Annotated in this window: 18 protein-coding genes; all 18 read right to left on the bottom strand. The window is 35.4% G+C overall.

Annotated elements, in window-relative coordinates; translation table 11 throughout:
- Positions 1–1,230 (bottom strand): ABC transporter permease, encoded by a 1,230-nt coding sequence (locus ACPF9A_RS13655; RefSeq protein WP_423997774.1) that lies wholly within the window; start codon positions 1,228–1,230, stop codon positions 1–3.
- Positions 1,223–1,924 carry an ABC transporter ATP-binding protein gene (locus tag ACPF9A_RS13650; protein ID WP_423997772.1) on the bottom strand — a complete coding sequence of 234 codons (702 nt, stop codon included), beginning with the start codon at positions 1,922–1,924 and terminating at the stop codon, positions 1,223–1,225. The genes ACPF9A_RS13655 and ACPF9A_RS13650 overlap by 8 nt, the downstream gene beginning before the upstream one ends.
- Before the next feature lie 92 nt (positions 1,925–2,016).
- On the bottom strand, positions 2,017–3,135 hold the full coding sequence (locus ACPF9A_RS13645) for an efflux RND transporter periplasmic adaptor subunit (RefSeq protein WP_423997770.1): 1,119 nt from the start codon (positions 3,133–3,135) through the stop codon (positions 2,017–2,019).
- A gap of 30 nt (positions 3,136–3,165) precedes the next feature.
- Positions 3,166–4,422, bottom strand: coding sequence for an ABC transporter permease (locus ACPF9A_RS13640; RefSeq protein WP_423997768.1), 1,257 nt, complete (start codon positions 4,420–4,422; stop codon positions 3,166–3,168).
- 38 nt (positions 4,423–4,460) lie between these two features.
- A complete protein-coding gene (locus ACPF9A_RS13635; RefSeq protein WP_423997766.1) occupies positions 4,461–5,708 on the bottom strand; it encodes an ABC transporter permease in 1,248 nt (415 codons plus the stop codon).
- A gap of 117 nt (positions 5,709–5,825) precedes the next feature.
- Positions 5,826–6,044: a hypothetical protein gene (locus ACPF9A_RS13630; RefSeq protein ID WP_423997764.1), complete on the bottom strand. Its 219-nt coding sequence runs from the start codon at positions 6,042–6,044 to the stop codon at positions 5,826–5,828.
- A complete protein-coding gene (locus ACPF9A_RS13625; RefSeq protein WP_423997762.1) occupies positions 6,034–6,567 on the bottom strand; it encodes a DUF420 domain-containing protein in 534 nt (177 codons plus the stop codon). Before ACPF9A_RS13625 ends, ACPF9A_RS13630 begins: the two co-directional genes overlap by 11 nt.
- Positions 6,568–6,576: 9 nt before the next feature.
- Positions 6,577–7,308 (bottom strand): SCO family protein, encoded by a 732-nt coding sequence (locus ACPF9A_RS13620; RefSeq protein ID WP_423997760.1) that lies wholly within the window; start codon positions 7,306–7,308, stop codon positions 6,577–6,579.
- A complete protein-coding gene (locus tag ACPF9A_RS13615; RefSeq protein ID WP_423997758.1) occupies positions 7,308–7,937 on the bottom strand; it encodes a hypothetical protein in 630 nt (209 codons plus the stop codon). Before ACPF9A_RS13615 ends, ACPF9A_RS13620 begins: the two co-directional genes overlap by 1 nt.
- Before the next feature lie 125 nt (positions 7,938–8,062).
- Positions 8,063–8,446 carry a cytochrome C oxidase subunit IV family protein gene (locus ACPF9A_RS13610; RefSeq protein ID WP_423997756.1) on the bottom strand — a complete coding sequence of 128 codons (384 nt, stop codon included), beginning with the start codon at positions 8,444–8,446 and terminating at the stop codon, positions 8,063–8,065.
- A 52-nt stretch (positions 8,447–8,498) separates the two neighbouring features.
- Positions 8,499–9,473, bottom strand: a complete 975-nt coding sequence (locus ACPF9A_RS13605) for a cytochrome c oxidase subunit 3 (protein ID WP_423997754.1) — start codon at positions 9,471–9,473, stop codon at positions 8,499–8,501.
- Between the two features lie 96 nt (positions 9,474–9,569).
- Entirely contained in the window at positions 9,570–10,151 is a 582-nt protein-coding gene (locus tag ACPF9A_RS13600; RefSeq protein ID WP_423997752.1) for a cytochrome c oxidase subunit 3, read from the bottom strand.
- A 2-nt stretch (positions 10,152–10,153) separates the two neighbouring features.
- Positions 10,154–11,056: a heme o synthase gene (gene cyoE, locus ACPF9A_RS13595; protein WP_423997749.1), complete on the bottom strand. Its 903-nt coding sequence runs from the start codon at positions 11,054–11,056 to the stop codon at positions 10,154–10,156.
- A gap of 282 nt (positions 11,057–11,338) precedes the next feature.
- Positions 11,339–12,043: an energy transducer TonB gene (locus ACPF9A_RS13590; protein WP_423997747.1), complete on the bottom strand. Its 705-nt coding sequence runs from the start codon at positions 12,041–12,043 to the stop codon at positions 11,339–11,341.
- Positions 12,044–12,105: 62 nt separating this feature from the next.
- The gene (locus ACPF9A_RS13585) at positions 12,106–12,522 is read right to left on the bottom strand and encodes a VanZ family protein (RefSeq protein WP_423997745.1); all 417 of its coding nucleotides are present in this window, start codon (positions 12,520–12,522) and stop codon (positions 12,106–12,108) included.
- Positions 12,491–12,871 carry a glycine cleavage system protein GcvH gene (gene gcvH, locus ACPF9A_RS13580; RefSeq protein WP_423997743.1) on the bottom strand — a complete coding sequence of 127 codons (381 nt, stop codon included), beginning with the start codon at positions 12,869–12,871 and terminating at the stop codon, positions 12,491–12,493. Before gcvH ends, ACPF9A_RS13585 begins: the two co-directional genes overlap by 32 nt.
- A gap of 132 nt (positions 12,872–13,003) precedes the next feature.
- A complete protein-coding gene (gene sprA, locus ACPF9A_RS13575) occupies positions 13,004–20,182 on the bottom strand; it encodes a cell surface protein SprA (protein ID WP_423997741.1) in 7,179 nt (2,392 codons plus the stop codon).
- 5 nt (positions 20,183–20,187) lie between these two features.
- A complete protein-coding gene (gene ruvA / locus ACPF9A_RS13570) occupies positions 20,188–20,769 on the bottom strand; it encodes a Holliday junction branch migration protein RuvA (RefSeq protein WP_423997739.1) in 582 nt (193 codons plus the stop codon).
- Positions 20,770–20,806 lie beyond the last annotated feature (37 nt).

Here is a 20,806-nt window from a genome sequence, read left to right as displayed (position 1 = left end):
TTATTCGTCTCTTAGTGCTACAATAGGTTTAATACGTGCTGCTCTCTTTGCAGGAATGTAACCTGCCACACCACCAAAAATAATCAGTACAAGGGTTGCAAAGATTGCTACCGGCATATCTATGTATGGATCGGTAATAAAAAAATCTTCTAAAGTTTTATCTAAGGAACTCAAAATTGCGATACCAATTAACATTCCTAAAACACCAGAGATGGTGGTTATAAATATAGATTCTAAAAGTATGGTACTAATTACAGATTTTGGTGTAGCCCCAAGTGCTTTTCTAATTCCCAATTCTTTGGTTCGTTCTTTTACCACAAAAACCATAATGTTACTAATACCAATAATACCTGCTATAATAGTCCCAAATGCCACAAAAGCAACTATCAACTGAAGAACCCTTGCCAATTGTTGGGTCTGCTTTAAGCCTTCAGCAACGTTTCGTATAAAAATACCGTTCTGATCATTCGGGTTTATATATTTCTTTTCTTTAAAAAACGTAGAAAGACTTTTTTCTAATGCCATTGCACCCGAATAGCCCAATTCTGGTTTAAAAGCTACAATTATCTGATCTACTTTATCATTATTTTTCTCGATGAGTTGTAGTGTGGTATAGGGTACATAAATTCTTCGTTCCTCATCATCACCGCCATCATCTTGATAAACCCCGACAACTTTAAATACACTACCCCCAACATCTATATAATTACCAATTGCATCTTCTTGACCAAATAAATCTTTTTCAACTAACCTACCAATTACGGCAGTTTTAGTTTTTTTTAGAATATCTAATTTATCTAGATACCTACCTTTCATGATTATGGTTTTCTCAGCAAACTGATGAGAAGGTGCAACCCCCCGTGTGGAGTAATTGTTAGATTCATTTTTATATTTGGTAAGGTAAGTTCGCCCTATTCTTGGGGTAACATACTCCAAAAACATTGGAAAGTTTTTTTCTATATCAGCTAAATCTGATCTGTCAAATTCTATCTGCCGACCAGATTTATACCCTTTATAAGGTTTAGTGGTTTGACCTGGAAAAAAGGTAATTATATTTTGTGCATCATCTTCAAAAAATAATTGAAACGTATTGATTAGACCATTTCCAAAACCAAATAAGACCACAAAAATTAAAATTCCCAGAGCTACCGTAAAACCAGATAAGAATGTTCTTAACTTGTTCTTTTGAATAGTCTGAAAAATTTCTCTCCAATTATCTCTACTAAACATATTTTGAAGCTCTTACTTGTTCAATTTTCTTGTCCTCTATAATAACTCCATCTTTTAAATGCACAATACGTTTACACATATCGGCGATATCTGGTTCATGTGTTACAATTAATATGGTATTGCCTTGGTCATTAATTTTTTGAATAAGGTCCATTACCTCGTAAGATGTTGTACTATCTAATGCACCTGTTGGTTCATCTGCCAATAACACTTTTGGTTCTGCCGCCATAGCCCTTGCTATAGCAACCCTTTGTTTTTGACCACCAGAAAGTTCACTAGGCAAATGATTTGCCCATTCTTTCAACCCTACTTGTGTTAAATATTTTAAAGCCTTTTCTTGACGTTCTTTTCTTGGTACTTTCTGATAGTAAAGTGGCAATGCAACATTCTCTGCAGCACTTTTATAATTGATAAGGTTGAAAGATTGAAAAATAAATCCTAAAAACTTATTACGATATTGTGCAGCCTTAGTTTCATTTAAATTCTTGATAGCCACTCCGTCTAGTGTATAAGAACCTTCATCTAACTCATCTAACATACCTAAAATATTCAGTAAGGTAGATTTACCCGAACCAGAAGAGCCCATAATGGCTACCAATTCGCCTTCTTCCACATTAAAATTTATTCCTTTAAGAACGTGAAGGGAATTTTTGCCCATTTTATAGGACTTATGAAGATCTTTAATTTCAATCATGTTGGTTGTTATTTTGAACAATTTTTACACTGTCTATCCATTAGACTAAACCGTGTATAATTTGTTACATGAATTTTATTATTTATTTTACTTTATTCGTTATCAGCAAGCTCGTCTGGTTTTACCTCGTTCCAAACCTTAATTTTTTCGCCCTCTTTTATGCCAGAAGTTACTTGAACAAAAATACCATCGCTAATACCTAACTCAATATCTCTTCTTTCAAATTGTTGATTACCTGTAGCAATTTCTACAAATGGATTTTTAGTTTTATCATCGAACTGTACCAAAGCTTCTTTTACTGCTAAAACATTATCTGCACGGGCTAAAATTATAGATGCGTTAGCACTTAAACCTGCTCTAATGAATACCGAATCTTGTTTTTTAAGTGTCCCCTTAATTTCAAACTGTATCGCGCCATTTTCTTCATTCCCTTTCGGAGCTATATAGTCCAAAACAGCATCGAACACTTTATCTTCTATGGCACCAACAGTAATTTCTAAAGGCAGATTCTCTTTAATTTTCCCAACTTCGGACTCATCTACCTTACCTTCAAAAATCATTTTATCAACATCTGCAATAGCTGCAATGGTAGTACCTTCATTAAAGTTATTACTTTCGATAACTTGATTACCCACTTCTACAGGCACTTCTAGTACCATACCACTAACCGTTGCCCTAATTTGTGTATTTGCGGCATTACCAAAACCAGCCGTCGTACCCGTTTTTACAATATCATATCTTTTATTAGCAGCAGCGTAAGATTGCTTTGATTGGTCATAGCTTAATTGAGCTCGCTCTAAATCTACTTTAGAAATTACCCCTTTTGAGAACAATCCTTTTTGACGTTCTAAATTACGCAATTGATTGTCTAAGTTAATTTTTGATTCATTAATATTATTTCTGGCATCATTTAAGGCACTTAAATTAGGTACTACTTTAATGGTACACAGCAGATCGCCAGACTTTACATAATCGCCACCTTCTACGAAAATCTTCTCTATCACTCCCGATATATTCGGTTTAATTAGTACTTCCTCTAACGGAAGAATACTGCCCGTAGCCATGGTTTTTTTAATAATGGTCTGTTTAGAAGGTTCTTCTGTTTCATATACCACTGGGTCTTCTGCATTTTTTGAATACAAATAAAACATAGATCCACCAAAGGCTAGTACTATAGTTAGCAGGATGATAATTGTTGTTGACTTTTTCATTTTTTGATTGGTTATATTTTGATGATACTATTATTCTGTTCTTAAAGCTTCAATTGGTCGTATTTTGATGGCACTTTGCGCAGGTATGAAGCCCGCTAACAATCCGGAAAATATTAAAATGACCAGGGCACTGACTACTACACCCAAACTTACACTAGGGTTTACAAACATATCTACAGGCCCAACGGAGTCGAGCACGGCATTGACGCCATATATAAATGCCGCACCGAAAACAATGCCAATCATTCCCGATATGATTGTTAGGAAAATCGACTCCATTAAGATTTGTTTTTTAATAGACCATGGCGCTTCGCCCAAAGCCCTACGAATTCCGATTTCTTTTGTTCGTTCTTTTATGACAATCAGCATAATATTACTGACTCCAATTATACCGGATAGTAGCACCAGCACACCTACAAAATAAGCTACCCAACGTAATGCACCGAACAAACTTTCTACACGATTATACTGTTCATACAAATCAAAATACCCAACAGCGCGTTTATCATCGGGGTGAATTTTTCTATTCTCCTTAACGACATTTACAATTTTTTCTTTGAGATTAGAAATAGAACTACCATCTAGTGCGGTAATCGCCATCCACCCGACATCGTTACCCATATTAAAAGCCTGAGAAAAAGCGGTAAATGGAACATAAATTTCTTTCTGACCTTCTTCTCCACCACCACTATCTTTCTTTTGGTATGTACCTACCACCATAAAATTGACTCCCTGAATTTTAATATAGGTTCCTAGTACTTTTTCTCCTCTATCATAAAGTTCATTTCGTACACCCACACCGATAACTGCAATTTTTCTTTTATCTTGAATATCATTATGATTTACAAACCTACCAGAAGTAATGGTCATGGGTTCTTGCCGTATGATTTCTGGATAATCTCCGTAGACATTGAAAGCTCCAGTTTTTAATCCGCGAACCACATTATTACCACCACCGAATCCGCCTAATTGATTTCGGGGAGAGATGAATCTTAAATTAGGTATATTATCTTTTATAGATTGTACATCTTCTATCTTAAAACTAAAGCGCCTTCCTTTTGGCAACCCTTTATATGGCATGGTCGTATTTCGTGACCACATGAACATGGTATTGGTAGCGATATCGCCAAAATCTGCACGAATGCCATTTTCTAAACCTTTACCTGCAGCAAGTAGTATAATTAGAATAAAAATACCCCAACCCACCCCAAAAGATGTAGCCAATGTTCTAAATACATTGCTAGACAATACTTCTAAGATTTCTTTCCAACGGTCTCTATTGAACATGGTACTATCTTAATTAGTTACACTTTTTCGTTAGTTTACTATTCGTCTTTTAACGCCTCTATTACATGAATCTTAGCCGCTCGCCACGCCGGGAAAAATCCCGCAACAGCTCCTGCGAAAATCAATACAAATACAGTAGTTAAGGCAACATTGAAATTTACAGAGGGATTTAATACATAATCTACCTCCACATGCGGACCCACAATTTCCAACAGGCCCATACTTAAAATGAGCCCCGTAAAACCTGCAATTGCCGTTATAAAAATTGCTTCATGTAGAATCATACCCACAATTGACCATGGCTTAGCACCAAGTGCTTTTCGTATACCTATTTCTCTCGTGCGTTCTTTAACCACAATCAACATGATATTACTTACGCCAACAATACCAGCGATTATAGTACAAACCCCAACAAACCAAAAGAAGAATTTAATACCACCCATTAAAGAATAGAAGCGTTTAGCCTCTTCCATAGGGTTATATACTTGAATTGCACTTGTATCTTCAGGTGATACCGTATGTGCTTTTTGCAAATATGATTGAAGTTCACGTTTAAATTTGATGGATTGCGCCACGGCAGTTTCGAAGTCTTCTACTGCCGGTAACGTATAGGATAAATTATTTAGGTGATCTGCGTCATTAAAAACCTGTTGCGCGGTACTTACAGGAATATAAATACGGTCTTCTTCACGTTCGCCTCCAATATCACCATAGACACCAACAATTTTAAAAGGAATGCCAGACAGGTCTAAAAACTCCCCTACAGGACTTTCTAGTTCTGCAAATACTTCACGATTAATCTTATTACTGATGATTGCCACTTTAGCCTTAGAAGCTACATCTTGCTGATTTAGAAAACGACCCAAGGTCATAAACTCATTTTCAATGAATTGAAACTGATTAGAAACTCCCTGAACGTTATAAGCTAAAGACTCACTACCGTAGTTTACGAATACATCTCTAACAAATAATCTTGGAGATTTATTCTCTATTTGGTCTTCGAATAAGGTAGCCGCCATATCGTAATTCTCATTACGAAATTGAATAGGTCTACCAGGGTTCATACCCTTATATTCTATTGTAGTAACACCTGGCCACACCCAAACACTAGTAGCTGCATCTTGTTCGAACTCTTTGGCTATGCCATTTTGCATGCCTTGACCAAAACCCAATAAAATAACTAGAATAAAAATACCTGAAGCAACGGAAAGTCCGGTAAGAAATGTTCGTAATTTATTCTTACGAATAGTATCGAAAATTTCTTGCCAACGTTCTAAGTCGAACATATGATTGATTGATTAGTTTACTTGATTGATTGATGAATGCGATACAAGTATCACACAATCATAAGACTAACCAAATGCCAGATTGTTACACTATTTGATAAAAAAATATAAAAAAACCTAAGCCCTCATCTTTTTGTAGATAAAATAGAAGAGACCTGCAACCAATACATATGGTACTGCCATTAGGTAAACGATACCATTATTAATGCCTTCTGCGGCTTTACCAGAAGATTCACTTTCCAAAACCGCTCTACACATTGCGCATTGCGCTTCAGCATCTAAAGGAATCAATAGAAACAAAACTACTACTAATAAGAAAACATGTTTAGTATGCATAGTACGGAGATATCATTAAATACACTACAACACCGGTAACGGCAACATATAACCATACAGGAAAAGTATATTTTGCCAATGCCATGTGATCTTCAAATTTCTTTAAATATGCCATAGCATATGTTCTAAGCACTAAAGGAATTAAAGCAATAGACAATACGATATGAGTAATTAAAATAAAATAGTAAACATATCTAATTGCACCCTCACCACCATAACTCGTAGAATCTGATGTCATGTGATAGGCTATATACATGATTAGAAATAATAATGACAATGCTATGTTCGTAGTCATTACATTTTGATGCAACTTTTGATTGCCATTTTTAATAGCCCAAACAGCTACCAACAATAGTACTGCCGTAATTCCATTTATTGTAGCATAAATCGGGGGTAAAAATGAAAGAGGGGCTACATTAGGCAACTTAACACCAAAGAGGATTGCTACCACTATTGGTATAATAATAGAAACAACCGCAATTAATCTATTAAACTTTTTCTCGTCTTTTACACTCCCTTGCATACTAATATCTTATTCGTCTAACAATTTCTTAATATCATCTTTTAGGATACTAATTTCTTCTGTTTCACCGTGATCATTTACTCCTTTTTCTTCTAGAATAGCTCCTCGGTAATATACTATAGGGTTACCAAACTCATCTTTTCTTGAACGTAAGTAACCATCTTTATCTACTAGGGCAAACAAACCTGAATGTTCAAAGCCACCAGGAACATCTGGCATTTCTGCTGCAAAAATATTGAAACCTGCGTTTGCCAATTCATATACACCTGCATGATCACCTGTCATTAAATTCCAGTTTTCATCTTTAATCTTATATTTCTCTTTATAGCTTCTTAGCACTTGAGGTGTATCAAAATCTGGGGTAATACTAAATGATGCTATTGCAAAATCATCAGCATCGTTAAAATGCTTTTGTACGTCAACTAGGTTCGTTGTCATTACCGGACAGATACTTGGGCATCTGGTGAAAAAGAAATCTACCACATACACCTTACCTAAATAATCTTTATCGGATACAACGACACTATCTTGATTTATAAATTCAAAAGCAGGTACTTTTCTTCGCTTGCCATCTAATAAAATATACCCAAGTTTATCATCGACTTTTTTACCTGAAACATTTAAACGGTCATTTTCAACCACTGATCCCGAAGACAATCTTTCTACTATTCTTGGTACTACAATAATGCCAAAAATTAGAACAATTAAAGAAACCCAAACATATGTATATTTTTTATTCATTATTTAGATTGATCAGCATTATTCTTTTTTAAAGCGAGCCTGTATTCTGCCAATACGATTTTTGTGTCATCTATCATTTTATTATTCAAATCAGAAATAGAATTAGAATTGAAACCATATTTAGTACCATCATCTTCATCATCTGACCTACCTCTAAGTGTTCGATCCTTATCTATTATAAAAACATAGGGAGTGCTGTTATTCTCATCTAATACCAGATCAGTTTTTAAGCTATTAAAAAGATCCTTTATTTGAGTATCGTTAGCATATACGAAATTCCATTTATCGTTATCTGCTAGTGTAGCCAGTTCTGCTTTAAGTGCCTCAACTTCACCTTCGGTATCATTAGCAACAACCATTACAAATTGGAAGTCTTTAAACTCGTAGAAGCGTTTATATATCTTTTGATTTAAATTAAACGCATTTCCTTTTCTACCTTCCACATCAGACCCTAAAAAGCCTAATACGGTAATATTGCCTTTGAACTTGGTTTGATTAGAAAAATCTAATTCTTGAACATTTTTAGTCAGTTCAGACAGCTTACCAAAATTTGTAACCCCAGAAGCAAAGAATAAATATGCCACAATAGGTAGCACAAATAAAACAACAAGTACGAAGGTCTTTTTCATAAATCAAGTAGACTAGTTATTGAAACATTTTAAAAAGTCTCAACAGAAATAACTATTAAAATACAAACTATACAAAAATAAAAAAGACGGTTATAAAACCGTCTTTTAATACTGTTAATTATAACTTAGAAATTCCAACTTACAAAGCCATCTTTATAAACATTATAGATATAATCTGCCTCTACAAGAAGAATAAATACTAGATAGATAACCAAAAATATTGGTGTCCATACTATAGCTCTTCTTAAAGCAGACTTCTCATCACGTAAGTGCATAAAATCCCAAGCAATATAATACGCTTTAACCAAAGTTAAAATAATGAAAATCCAGTTGATCAATTTCATACCCAATACAAAAGTATCGGTCAAAGATGCTGGCTTAATAATACCTAATACTACTTCTACTGCAGTTATCAAGGTTAAAAAAGCTAATACTCCCCAGATTTTCTGTGTGTTAGATTTGAACTTTACAAGTCCTCTAAAAATTTCTAATTTATGTCCGTCTGCCATTTTACTTTAATCTAAAATTCTATTTTCAGTACTACTGTTTTTTCTTATTGGGTTATACTAAGTAGAAGAAGGTAAATACAAATACCCAAACTAAATCTACAAAGTGCCAGTACAATCCGACCTTCTCAACCATTTCATAATGACCTCTTCTCTCATAAGTACCAATAACAACATTAAAGAAAATGATAATATTAATTACTACACCCGAGAATACGTGGAAACCGTGAAAACCTGTAATAAAGAAAAAGAAGTCAGCAAAAAGTCTACTTCCATATTCATTATGAATCAAGTTAGCGCCTTCTACAACTTGTGTTGCTTCTGCCAATTTTGCCAAAGAAGCCTTTCTATCTAAAAGTGTTTTTTCACCTTCTTCGTTGATTTGTTCAGTTCTAATCAAAATATTAGAATCAGCTTTAAACCCTTCAACAACCTCTGTTAGTGAAACACTAGTTAATGTCGGCTCTTGAAAAAACCAAAGTCCGTTCTTTCTTTCGTGTATAACTCTATCATCTGGTATAGAAGCCGCAAAATCTGCTAATGAAGCTCTCTCACCTGTATCAGCTTTTACGAATTGTAATATTCTACCACCTTTAGTTTCTAAAGCACCATGGTCACCTTTAATAAAAGTACCCCATTCCCAAGCTTGAGAACCAACAAAGATTATACCTCCTATTACAGTAGCGAACATGTACCATGTTACCGCATTCTGTTTCATTTTATGACCAGCATCAACTGCTAACACCATAGTTACAGATGACATAATCAAAACAAAAGTCATCAGTGCAACATAAATCATGGGGTAATTTCCATGAAAGAAAGGAACGTGTGTAAACACTTCGTCCGCTATTGGCCATGTTTCAATAAATTTAAATCTTGAAAAGCCGTATGCTGCTAAAAATCCAGAGAAAGTTAACGCATCCGATACAAGGAAAAACCACATCATTAATTTGCCGTAGCTTGCTCCTAGAGGCTGATTGCCACCACCCCATACGCTTGTTTCCGTTCCCGTAGTCACCGTAGAATTCATATACTAATTATCGTTTTAATAAAACTTTAGCAAATTTACATTTTTTTGAACTATTTAAAAACGCAATTTGACTCAAAACTAATTTTGATACACTTTTTATTTCACAAAGAACATAAATAACACCAAATAGACCCATAATAAATCTAAGAAATGCCAAAATGTTGCCCCTAAGGTAACACCTAAATAGTTCTCTTTACTATATTTTCCTTTGTTTTGATTGTACAATACCACCAATAAAGATATCATACCCGCAATAACATGCACCACATGCACCATTGCAATCAAAAATACATAAGATACTTTTATACTACTTGTAGGTCCGGTAAAGTAGTACCCTTCGGCCACCAATTGAGAAAAACCAGAAAATTGCAGAAATATAAAAAGTACTCCTAAACCTAACGTTACCAACAGCCATTTAGTACCACTAGAATTTTCTCCTTCTCGAATTGCCTTTTTTGCCATCATATAGCTAAGACTACTAATAATGATAACTATCGTACTATACAAAAAGGAATTTGGTAGCGTAATGTCGCTAGACCAGTCTTCTCTTGAGCTACTTACAATGTAAGCACTTGTCCACCCTGCAAAACCCATCAGTAAGCTAATAATACCAAACCAAAGCATCATCTTTTTTGCCCTAGCATTTTTCTCCTGATCCGTACCTTGTGTTAAATCCATAATTAAGCTAAAAATTTATCTATTACGTAAACTATTTGCATAAGTGTAATATAAGTAACACTTGCCAACATTAACTTTCTTGCCGATACATTATCTCTTTTTCTATATAATTGAAAAGCAAAACCAAGCATTACCGCCCCCATCAAAAAGATAATGACCGCAGCAACTATAGAAAGTTGCAATCTACCCGTAATACCAAAAACAGGAATTACAGATACTGCCATCATCCAAATGGTATACATTATTATCTGCAACACGGTCGCCCCATCTTTTTTACCAGTTGGCAACATTTTAAATCCGCCGCTTCTATAATCATCATCTAACATCCACCCTAGTGCCCAAAAATGCGGAAACTGCCAGAAAAATTGAATCATAAACAAGGTACCAGGCTCAATACCGAAATCATCGGTAGCAGCGACCCAACCTAACATAAAAGGTATGGCACCGGGTATGGCACCAACAAATACCGCTAATGGGGTAATTGTTTTTAAAGGCGTATACACACTGGTGTAAAGAAATATGGAAATCGCCCCAAACATTGCCGTTTTAGGGTTTAAAAGATATAGAGAAAATATACCGATCAATGTTAGTACAATAGCAAGAATCATTGCTGTATTTACGGACATACGACCAGTAGGGATAGGTCTATTCTTAGTCCGCTTCATTAATGCATCTAAATCTTTTTCTATGACCTGATTATATGCATTACTGGCACCTACCATACAGTACCCACCAAAAGCCAACAGCAAAACTTGAAACCATTGTATTTCGTAAGCACCTAAAAAATAACCTGCGATGGAAGAAAAAACGACACTAATAGCCAATCTAGCTTTGGTAATCTCCTTAAAATCGGCAAATATTAATGCAAGAGCATTACTTTTTGTCGAACCAACAGCCGTTTTCATAATTTTTAAATAGGTCTACAAAGATAACCCCCCTACCATATTTCTGCAACCTTAAAGCTTTATTTCTAATAGAATGAAAAAAGAATATTTTAAGTATTAACAATGCGAACTAAATGACTTGAAAGAAATAGCGAACAATTAAAAAACTGATAACCGTAAAAGACATTTTCAAAGTAATCATCAAAAAATCAAGGATCGATGAGTTCGTAGGTTTATGGCAAAAAAAAATCCTGAGCAATATGCTCAGGATTTTTTCTATATAATTTAAACAGTAAATAAATACTATTGTAATTTAAAGTTAATTGGAATACTAAAAGGAACACGTACCGCTCTACCTCTCTGCTTACCAGGAGTCATTTTTGGTAACTTATTGATAATTCTAGCAGCTTCAGCTTCTAAGTTCTTATCTGGACCACGCATTCTAACGTTACCGATACTACCATCTTTCTGTATAACGAACATAACACTTACTCTACCTTGAACACCCATTTCTTGAGCGATTTCTGGATAACGGAAGTTTTTACCAATGTGCTTTTGAATCATTTCGTTAAAACATGCTCTTTTATCTGGTGCACTTTCACAACCTGGAAAAACAGGTACATCTTCAATAACTGCGAAAGGTACATCTACGTCCTCTTCAATTTCGTCGACAGCAATATCTTCAACCTCAACGATTTCTTCTTCTTGACTCGTTTCAGTAGACTCAATTACCGTTTCTTCAACCTCTTCTTCATCTTCAACAACCTCAATAATTTCAGGTGCAGCTGGTGGTGGCGGTGGTGGCGGTGTTTTTATCTGTTCGGTCATTGGAACCTCTTCATCTAAAAGATCATCCACATTCATAGAAATATCATAATCATTTGCTTCATCATACGTTTTCCACTCAAATGCTACATAAGTAAATAGCATTACTGCGAACAAACCGATAACGAAATAAAGACTACTGTTCTTTGTTAAATCCGCCTTTGGATTCTTTTTAGGTTCCATATATATTCAATTTAGTGATTGCTAATTTAACTAAATAATCCTTAAAATTGCAACTAAAATTTTCATTTTAATGCAGGTATCCGAAAAAATAAAATTCTTACGGCTAACATTCCTACAAGAGCACCGGTAGAATTCGCCAATGCATCTAACGGATCACCATGCCTATCTGTAGTTGCCACATGTTGTAATATTTCAATTATTATGCCGTAACATACGGCAAACAAAACCATGTACCACAATAACTTAGACCTGCCCTTAATAGTACTATTTCGCTTAGAAAGCGTCAAGTACCCGAGTACCACTACACCGAAATAAAAGGTAAAATGAACCGCTTTGTCTATATGCGGTATATCAATACCTGAGGTCTCAACACCCGACAAAGAAAATAAGCTGAAAAATGTTACAAACATCATCCAGCTTATGAAAAGTACTTTATAAATAGTGTTTTTAACCACCAATAATCCCTTTGTATGCAGCATCGCTCAACAAATCTTCTAATTCGCTAGCATCGCTAAATTTTATTTTTACCATCCAACCGTCTCCATAAGGATCAGAATTTACTTTTTCTGGCTCATCTTCTAACGCTTCATTGAACTCAACTATTTCGCCGGATAAAGGAGAGAATAAATCAGAAACAGTTTTTACTGCCTCTACCGTACCAAAAATAGCTTCACGATCTAAAGTTTCATCTAGGGTATCTACTTCAACGTAAACAATATCACCTAATTCACCTTGTGCGAAATCTGTAATACCTACGATAGCAATATCACCCTCAATCTTAACCCATTCATGGTCTTTTGTATATTTTAATTCAGCTGGTATATTCATTATAATCGTTTATTAATTTTTACTTCGGCAAATGTAAAGTTTTCAACTTAGGTTATCAAAATATTTACCAATGTTATGTTTTGTTTAAATGTGTGCAGAAAGTAACGATTTATTCTTAAGTAAATGGCCAATTTAATTACCGAAATTGTAGCGTATAGTAAACCCAGCATTAATAGTTGTTTGCGGAAATGCTGTTGAAACAGCAAACTGAGAGAACGAATGATCGTAAAAGAACAACGCATTTAAGCTCTTGCTCAACGCATAATCTGCAGTAAACTTCAATGACATTAGATTTTGACCAGATGTTATTTGGTTGTTATTAATGTCTAGATTTCTAATTATAGTAATATTATCTCGTAAGGTAACATCAGCTTTTAAGTTTAAATCACCTTTCAATCTGGTTTTGTTACCACCAATATTGGTTACAAATTTAACATCTTTAAAACGGTACCCTAAACCAACAGTATACTCCTTACCATTAATTTCAGTCATTAAATCATTATCAAAACTTAATGATAATGCTCTATCTGTTCTAACCTCTGCCAATACACTTACCGAATTGATCATTTCAAAATCTACACGTATAAGCGGATTGAACTCATCTGTCAGTACCACGTTGTTCAAAATTAAATCTGGTAAAATATCAAGATTCTCTGCATTAATAGGAGCTTGACCATCATTAATCAATTGCACCTTCTCTAAATTCGTTTGGTACGAGTTAATACTATATGATGCACGATAACCGTGACTTAAAGAAAAACGTTTGAATTTCTTTTTAAACCACTTACTCTTCATAAGACCGGTATACTTAATACTCCAGTTCGGTATTGGAATATCTCTAAACGTATCTAAATTTACACGTTCAGCATCTTGCCCTGTATACGCTGAAAAGAATGCCGGTAACAAAACACTTTGTTGTGTTTTACCGTACCCTTCTGGAAATTCTCCATTTGCATCTACAGGTATACCTTGCTCTACCGCTATTCTATTCGCAATCGTAATTCTATTGTCTTTAAACTCTTGAAAAGTACTAGAATCAAATTCATCGCTCTTACCGAAAGCGGTACCTATCATCATAGTAGAAATACTAAAACTACCATAATTGTTACCCAACTGTAAGTTGTACTCTTGATCAACTACATTGAAATTCTCTTGATAACTATCTGAATACTGCCTATCAGCCACCAAATCGATGGTAATATCTTTTGTAGGTTGTGCCGTAGCGGTAATATTCAATTGTTTATTTGTTCTTTGGATGAATTGCTCATTAAACTGCTCGAAACCTGTAAGCCAACCATTTCTAGCCGCTTCGAAACGCACATCTGCCTGACTACCGAACAAGAAGCCAACAGTAGGTTTAGTGGTACCTATAAAACCAACAGATTGTGTATACCCTGGTAACACCGTACCATTATTCTCGCTATAGTTCAAGTTTAATCTCTTTACCATAGTAACGATATCTACAACGGTATTGAACAAGTCGCTGGTCTTCCCTTTTATTTTTTCTTCATCTTCAGTTGGCACACCTGCTTTATCTCTTCTAATCGGTCCTGAGCTTTTTGCTTTTGGCGCTTCTCTCTTTTTAAGTCCGATTAAATCATAGAACTTCTGCATGGTCAAAGACGACGTTATTGTATGCGTATTTGCATTCTGTACGGTATTGATATATTCACCAGCTACTTCAAACAATGCATCACCACCTCTTTGCCAATCGAAATTACTGGTATAAGAATACTGTGTACTAATAAAATCTAAAGCAGGAATTTTAGAAAAAGGCACTTCATAATTCAACTGCATTTGTTGAGAATGTCTATTAGGTTCACCAACATCAAAGAAGCCGTCCCACATACCTAGTTCATTTCTTATTCTATCTATCGACTCTAATGGCTCATCTTCGTTCAGGTAATTTCTAACAATATTATTATTCGAGCCTGTAAGATTTAATCGAAGCGATTTGGTCAGGTTATAATTTACCGCATATTGCCAGTTGAATAAATAATTACGTTGCTGTAATTCTGGCAATTGAATTCTGTCTTCACCATCTGTATACACATCTCTAAAACGTTGCGCATTGAACTGTCTATTAATATTAGAGGTAACACCGATATTAGATGGCAATAAGTTTAAGTTTAAATCTTTTAGCCATTTCCAGTACTTGCCTGTAAAGAGGGAATCTTTTTTAGCAAAAGGAGCAAACTCGACAGGGTCGAAACTATGGTTATACACAAAACCTGTATTTATACTCTGTTCTTTTAACTCTGCAATCTCAAAATCGCGATGATCGGTTTCGTTATAGCTATAGTTAAATGTAAAGTTTTCTATATCATAAAAATTAGCATCAGCCTCTTCGCCACGATCTTTACGTACACCAATTAAGTTAATACTGGTTCTCTTGGTATAATCTTCAGCTTGCTCTAAAACATCATCTTTACCTTCTTGGGTATCTTCGGCCGCTATTCGATCCTCTAACTTTAAATCATCATATACGGGATCAAACTCGGGAGTAATCATTTGTTCTGAAATTCCGTAATTGACAGGTAACTGAATACCCCATTTTTTAGGAAGCAATTGACCAACATTAACATTGGTAACCACATCGTAAGAAATAGCATCTTCACGGGCACGCTCGTTTGGCATTTGATCTATAGACCCAAAACCAGATGTACTTTTGCTACCAGTTGCACTAAAATTCGCAAAATCTGCAATATTACCATCAATCGCGGCAATTGCCGCCCAGCCACCATTATTATCTAAACCTGCAAGACGAAGTTCATTGAACCAAACCTCACCACGTGCCGGCAATATATCTTGGTTTTTTACACCCACCATCATAGTACGAATACTACCTAAAGATGGGTTACCCTTAATACCAATACGAATTCTACCAGGAGAACGAACATCGAACTCACCAACCGGAATCACTTCTCCGTTATCAATTTCAAAGAAACGCACATCGCTTAAGTCGCCATCGGCGATCCATTGCGATTTAACCTTGGTCAAATCGCTAAGCGCAATATTCATCTCATTATTTTCTGGCCATACCTCCTCTTCAGTTACAGCGGTAAAAGGCGTAAACTCTAATGGTAATTCTATTTGATAGTAGTTTTGGGTAAAATCTGTACCCATACGCAAGAAACCAACTAATGGTGTAGAGGTATCGGCATAATCGCTATCTATAATCTTTTCGGCATGTATGAACATTTTCAATTTCTCATACTGACGTATATCTACGTTTAAATTTTTGAATACCCCTCGCGAATCTTCAGACTCCAAATTGGAGACTGTTAAAGAAAGAGATTGCTCGTTCTGGCGAATGATTGTATTATTATTGTTCAATTGCTCTCTTAAAACACCAGGAGGCAGTACATAAGGTATTGGAGTTCTACTACTGTTTTCTTCAATGTTTACGGTATTTACATCTAATGTAGTACCATCATCAGAAGGGTCACTATCGATGTTTTTATCTTGTAAGGTATTTGTATACGTACGCCAATCTCCCCTTACCAAATCTAAAGTTGCAAAACGTAGAATGGTTGGGCTATTGAACCCTGTCATATACATTCTCATAAAGCTTATAGACCTAAAATCTGTAATACCACCAACGGCATCGGTAAAATCACTTAATGGAATTTTATACTGAATCCATCTGTAATTAACTTCATCACCATTCAATATTCTTGGTTCCCCACTAGCGGTCCCTTCAATAATATCGGTTACATACTGATCATTAATAGTTGTATTCGGTTTAATAGAGATACGGTACTCGTAATAACTGTTCACCGTATTCATCGTTAAATCTCTATCTACATCTTCTACATCTGGTAATGTTGTAGAACCTCTATCTGTATTGGTAACAGAAACAGGCGAGTTACCTTGAGGATTATTAAAGTCTATATATCGCTCTAGAATACTACCTTCTCTATTTAGGTAATAGCCATAGTTATCTAATGCAGGGTCATCACCACCGTTATTGGTATACACATCAGCTTCGCGAATATCATCTAACCCATCAAAACCAATATCTTGTAAACCTCTATTATTTTCGTCTGCATCAAAAGCATATACCAATGATTGTGTTGCTGGCACCTCACCCCAAGAAGTTGGAGCAACGAAATCGTTACTATTTACCCCTGGCAATCCGTTTTCATATTGTTTTTTACCATCGCGCAAAATATCTTCAGATATATTACCCAAGTTAAGAACCAGTTCACCAGCACCATTTGCAATACCGTCAACATAAGGATCCATTACCCAAAACTGAACGAATTCAACATTACTCTGTTCAAAATCTGTACTGCTCAAAGAACGCATCATACCACCCCACTTATCGTTCGGTGCTTGCGTTTGAAAATCAGGATTGTTGTTATACGGACCTTTAGTGGTTGGATAATACACCATATCTAAAGTAGACTGTACCTGTGTTTGCCCTTGAGCAACATCGGTCTCAGGAAAAACCTCATCAATATATACCCTACGTGTTGCATTGGTCGAAAGATCATCATCACTTACGGTAGATGGTCTTTGATTGGTATAGAAAATTGGATCAATTGTATACCAAGATAGTTTTGCTCTACCATAACCATTTAATAGGTTATTCAAATCTTCTGGCGAACTACCAAAAGGCTGATCATTATTCCCGAATTCTAAAGGCATACTAGCAAGAGACCACCCAAGGGAAGCTCTAATATCTATAAGTGCCTGTGCTCCTTCAAAATCATCTAAATATGTTGTAGTCTCACCCTCGAAATCAGCATTTTTAGGTGAACTAGGTATTAAAGCAGCCATTTCTGCCCTAATAGAAATATTCGAAGGCACGTCAGTATCAATATTTGGCAACTTGTTTACCATACGAGTTAAGAAAGGTACCTCGGTAGAAAAGTTCGTATTTAACCCGAATATAGTATTGTTTACAGATTCTACCCCGTAAGTAGATTTTTGCGTTAATGGTCTTTCGTTCAGGTTTAATAATGTACCACCTAAAACAAATTTCTCATTAAATTGATGTTCTACATTTACCCCTGTAAAACGACGTGTTTGTTGTCCGAATACCGCATTGTTTTCTACCGATATATTGATAGGCACGTTGGAAGCCTCTAAACTTGGATCTAATATTTGCACCGTACCCGACTGATAGTTTACCGTATAATCGATACCCTCTTGCAATGTTCTACCATTTGCAGTAACCGTAACCGAACCTTGGGGCACGTTAAAAGCACCAATAGATATACCATTACTACCTTCAGATTTATAAGAACCTTTTAATATGAATTTATTTTTTTCGGGATCTTGAAGTGCCGCTGTTTTAGTCAAAGAATACATATCTCTAAACACATATTGCTCTTGGTTGGCATTATAACCAGAGGTAACATTATACTGACCGCTGTTACCATTTTGTAGTTTTTCATATAAAAATTCACCAAAAGGCTCTACTTTGGTAAAGATGATACGACCATTCTGTACATCTATTGTTTGACCACTAATAAAATCGAAGAAGCCGTCACCACCAGGTTGTATATCATTATAAACATTTAATCTATCGAGATTAAAGACATTTAGAAGAATACTTTCTTCTAAACCTTCGGGCCAACCAGACCCAGGACCTTCTACTATTGGTGTAATATAGTTTCTAGGTGTAGGATCAGAATATAGAATATTCATTTTAAAATCCTCTTGACTTAAACTATAGGCACCGGTTGCATAAATATTCTTCATCATCAAATCCCAAATAGGATCCGTGATATTGGTAATATTACTTTTAAGAAGTTTAAGAATCAGGGTGTTATTTTCTATTACCGTATTTACAGTCTGCGTAACCGTTGTTGCCTCTATACCGCCATTGGCAAATTCACCAACTTGGTATACCTGGCCTTGAAATGTATACTGGTAAGCAACACCTAAAACCTCATCATTACTTAAACGTTGGTTTAAAGAGATATACCCTAGTTGTGTATTGAAATCGAAATCTCTACCCTGCTCTAATTTTCTTGCATTTTCTAAATACGCATAATCAAAACCTTGGTTAGGGCTATATCCACCAGCAAAACTATTGGCATTGAATCCGCTTTCTACAGTTGCAATTTCTCTAATATTGTCATTTAACGCACCATTATTGGTCAGTATTAATGCCGGGTCATAATCATTGGCATTGTTTCTAGGTCTTAAATCTGCAGGACCATTAAAGAATCCGCCACCGCTACCATTACTTTGACCAACCCTAGTCTTCGTAATATCTGATTCCCCTAAATCTTGAATAGCCACAACGTTACGTACATTCAATGTTTGTTGCGATCTGTTCGTAATCCAAACTTCTATACGGGTAATTTGTACCTGACTCTGTATATAAGGATAAGAAGAAAGTGCTGCGTCGTAGTTATCTCTAAAATACTGTGCTAAGAAAAAGTGTCTGTTTTCATCATAATCCAAAGCAGTTAATGAGAACTCATTTAACGTACCACCACCTTGTGCCACTACTGTATTATTTTGCGAACGTTGCTCAGAAAAAACAGCTGTTACAGAGGTTTTACCAAATTGCAATTTCGTTTTAACACCGAATAAACTCTGTGCACCTTGAATCAGCGAACTATTAAGAGGCATATTTACATTACCTACTTCAATAGATTGAATAATATCATCTTCGGTAGGTGTGTAATCTAACTTTACAATATTCTGAAAATCGAAAGTTGCTTCGGTATCATAATTGGCAGTCACCTGCAAACGCTCCCCTATTTGACCTAACATACTAAGGCTAATACGTTGATCAAAATCAAAAGAAAGATTCGTTCTGTTTCTTGGTGATAAAGAAGGATTATCATTCTTCTGCCAAATAACACCAAGATCCATTGCAACAGATCCTTGCGGTATTATCTCAATAGTATTACCACCAAAAATGGTAGAAAAGAAATCATTATTGACATAGAAATTTGGAAGTAAGTTTTTACGAGCTTCTTCACTACCTTCTTTCTTACCCGAATAAGCATCAGATTTTTCTTTGAAATAAGATTTTATACCTTCTTCCCTAACCAATTTAAAGTATTGATCTGGTGTAAGAATTACAGGATAACCGATATTAAAATCGCCGACACTCTCATTATAGATATAACGATCAAGTTTAGGGTCATAAATATACTTTGAAACAATACTTTCTGGATTCTTAATAAGAATCCTCCCCAGATCGAAACCTGTTTTTACAGAATCAATTTCCTGCTCTTCTGTGTCTTGTGCCACAACAAATGTTATGGAACCAAAAAACATACAGAATAGAAGTATGTGCTTTAAAAAAATATTAAGAAATTTAGTTGCCCCGTTTTTCAAACTTATTACAAATTTTTGAGCGCGAGTTTAATTATATTCTCGACACTTAAGGAAGCATCTTGACTAAGCACTTTATCGACAACCCTCTCTGATTGTTTACGTGCGAAGCCTAGAACTTCTAAAGCAGATAACGCTTCATCTTTATTTGTATTGTTTATACTTAGTGAAAGTTCGTCTATATCGTAAACTTTTAAGACTTTGTCTCTAAGATCCAAAATTACACGTTGTGCTGTTTTCGCCCCGATACCTTTTACGGCTTGTATTGTTGCCACATCTCCGTTAGCAATGGCGTCTCTTACTTGAGACGGAGACATAGAAGAAAGCATGGTTCTGGCTATACTTGATCCAATGCCCGAAACAGATAGTAATAATCGGAATATTTCACGTTCAGATTTTTCAACAAAACCAAACAATGTGTGCGAATCTTCTTTCACTTGTAGGTGCGTAAAAACAGAAATATTTTCTTGTTCTGGCAGCTTCGAAAAAGTATTCAAAGAAATATTTACAAAATAGCCCACACCACCACATTCGATAATAACATGAGTTGGGTTTTTCTCTACTAGTTTTCCTCTTAAGTGATGTATCATGATTTTTTAAAATTAAAAAGGGAAAGAAGTATGTCTA

This window comes from Maribacter sp. IgM3_T14_3, assembly GCF_049603095.1.
Taxonomy (GTDB): domain Bacteria; phylum Bacteroidota; class Bacteroidia; order Flavobacteriales; family Flavobacteriaceae; genus Maribacter.
Note: the sequence above shows the minus strand (reverse complement) of the source record. Positions and strands in the feature narration are given on the sequence as shown.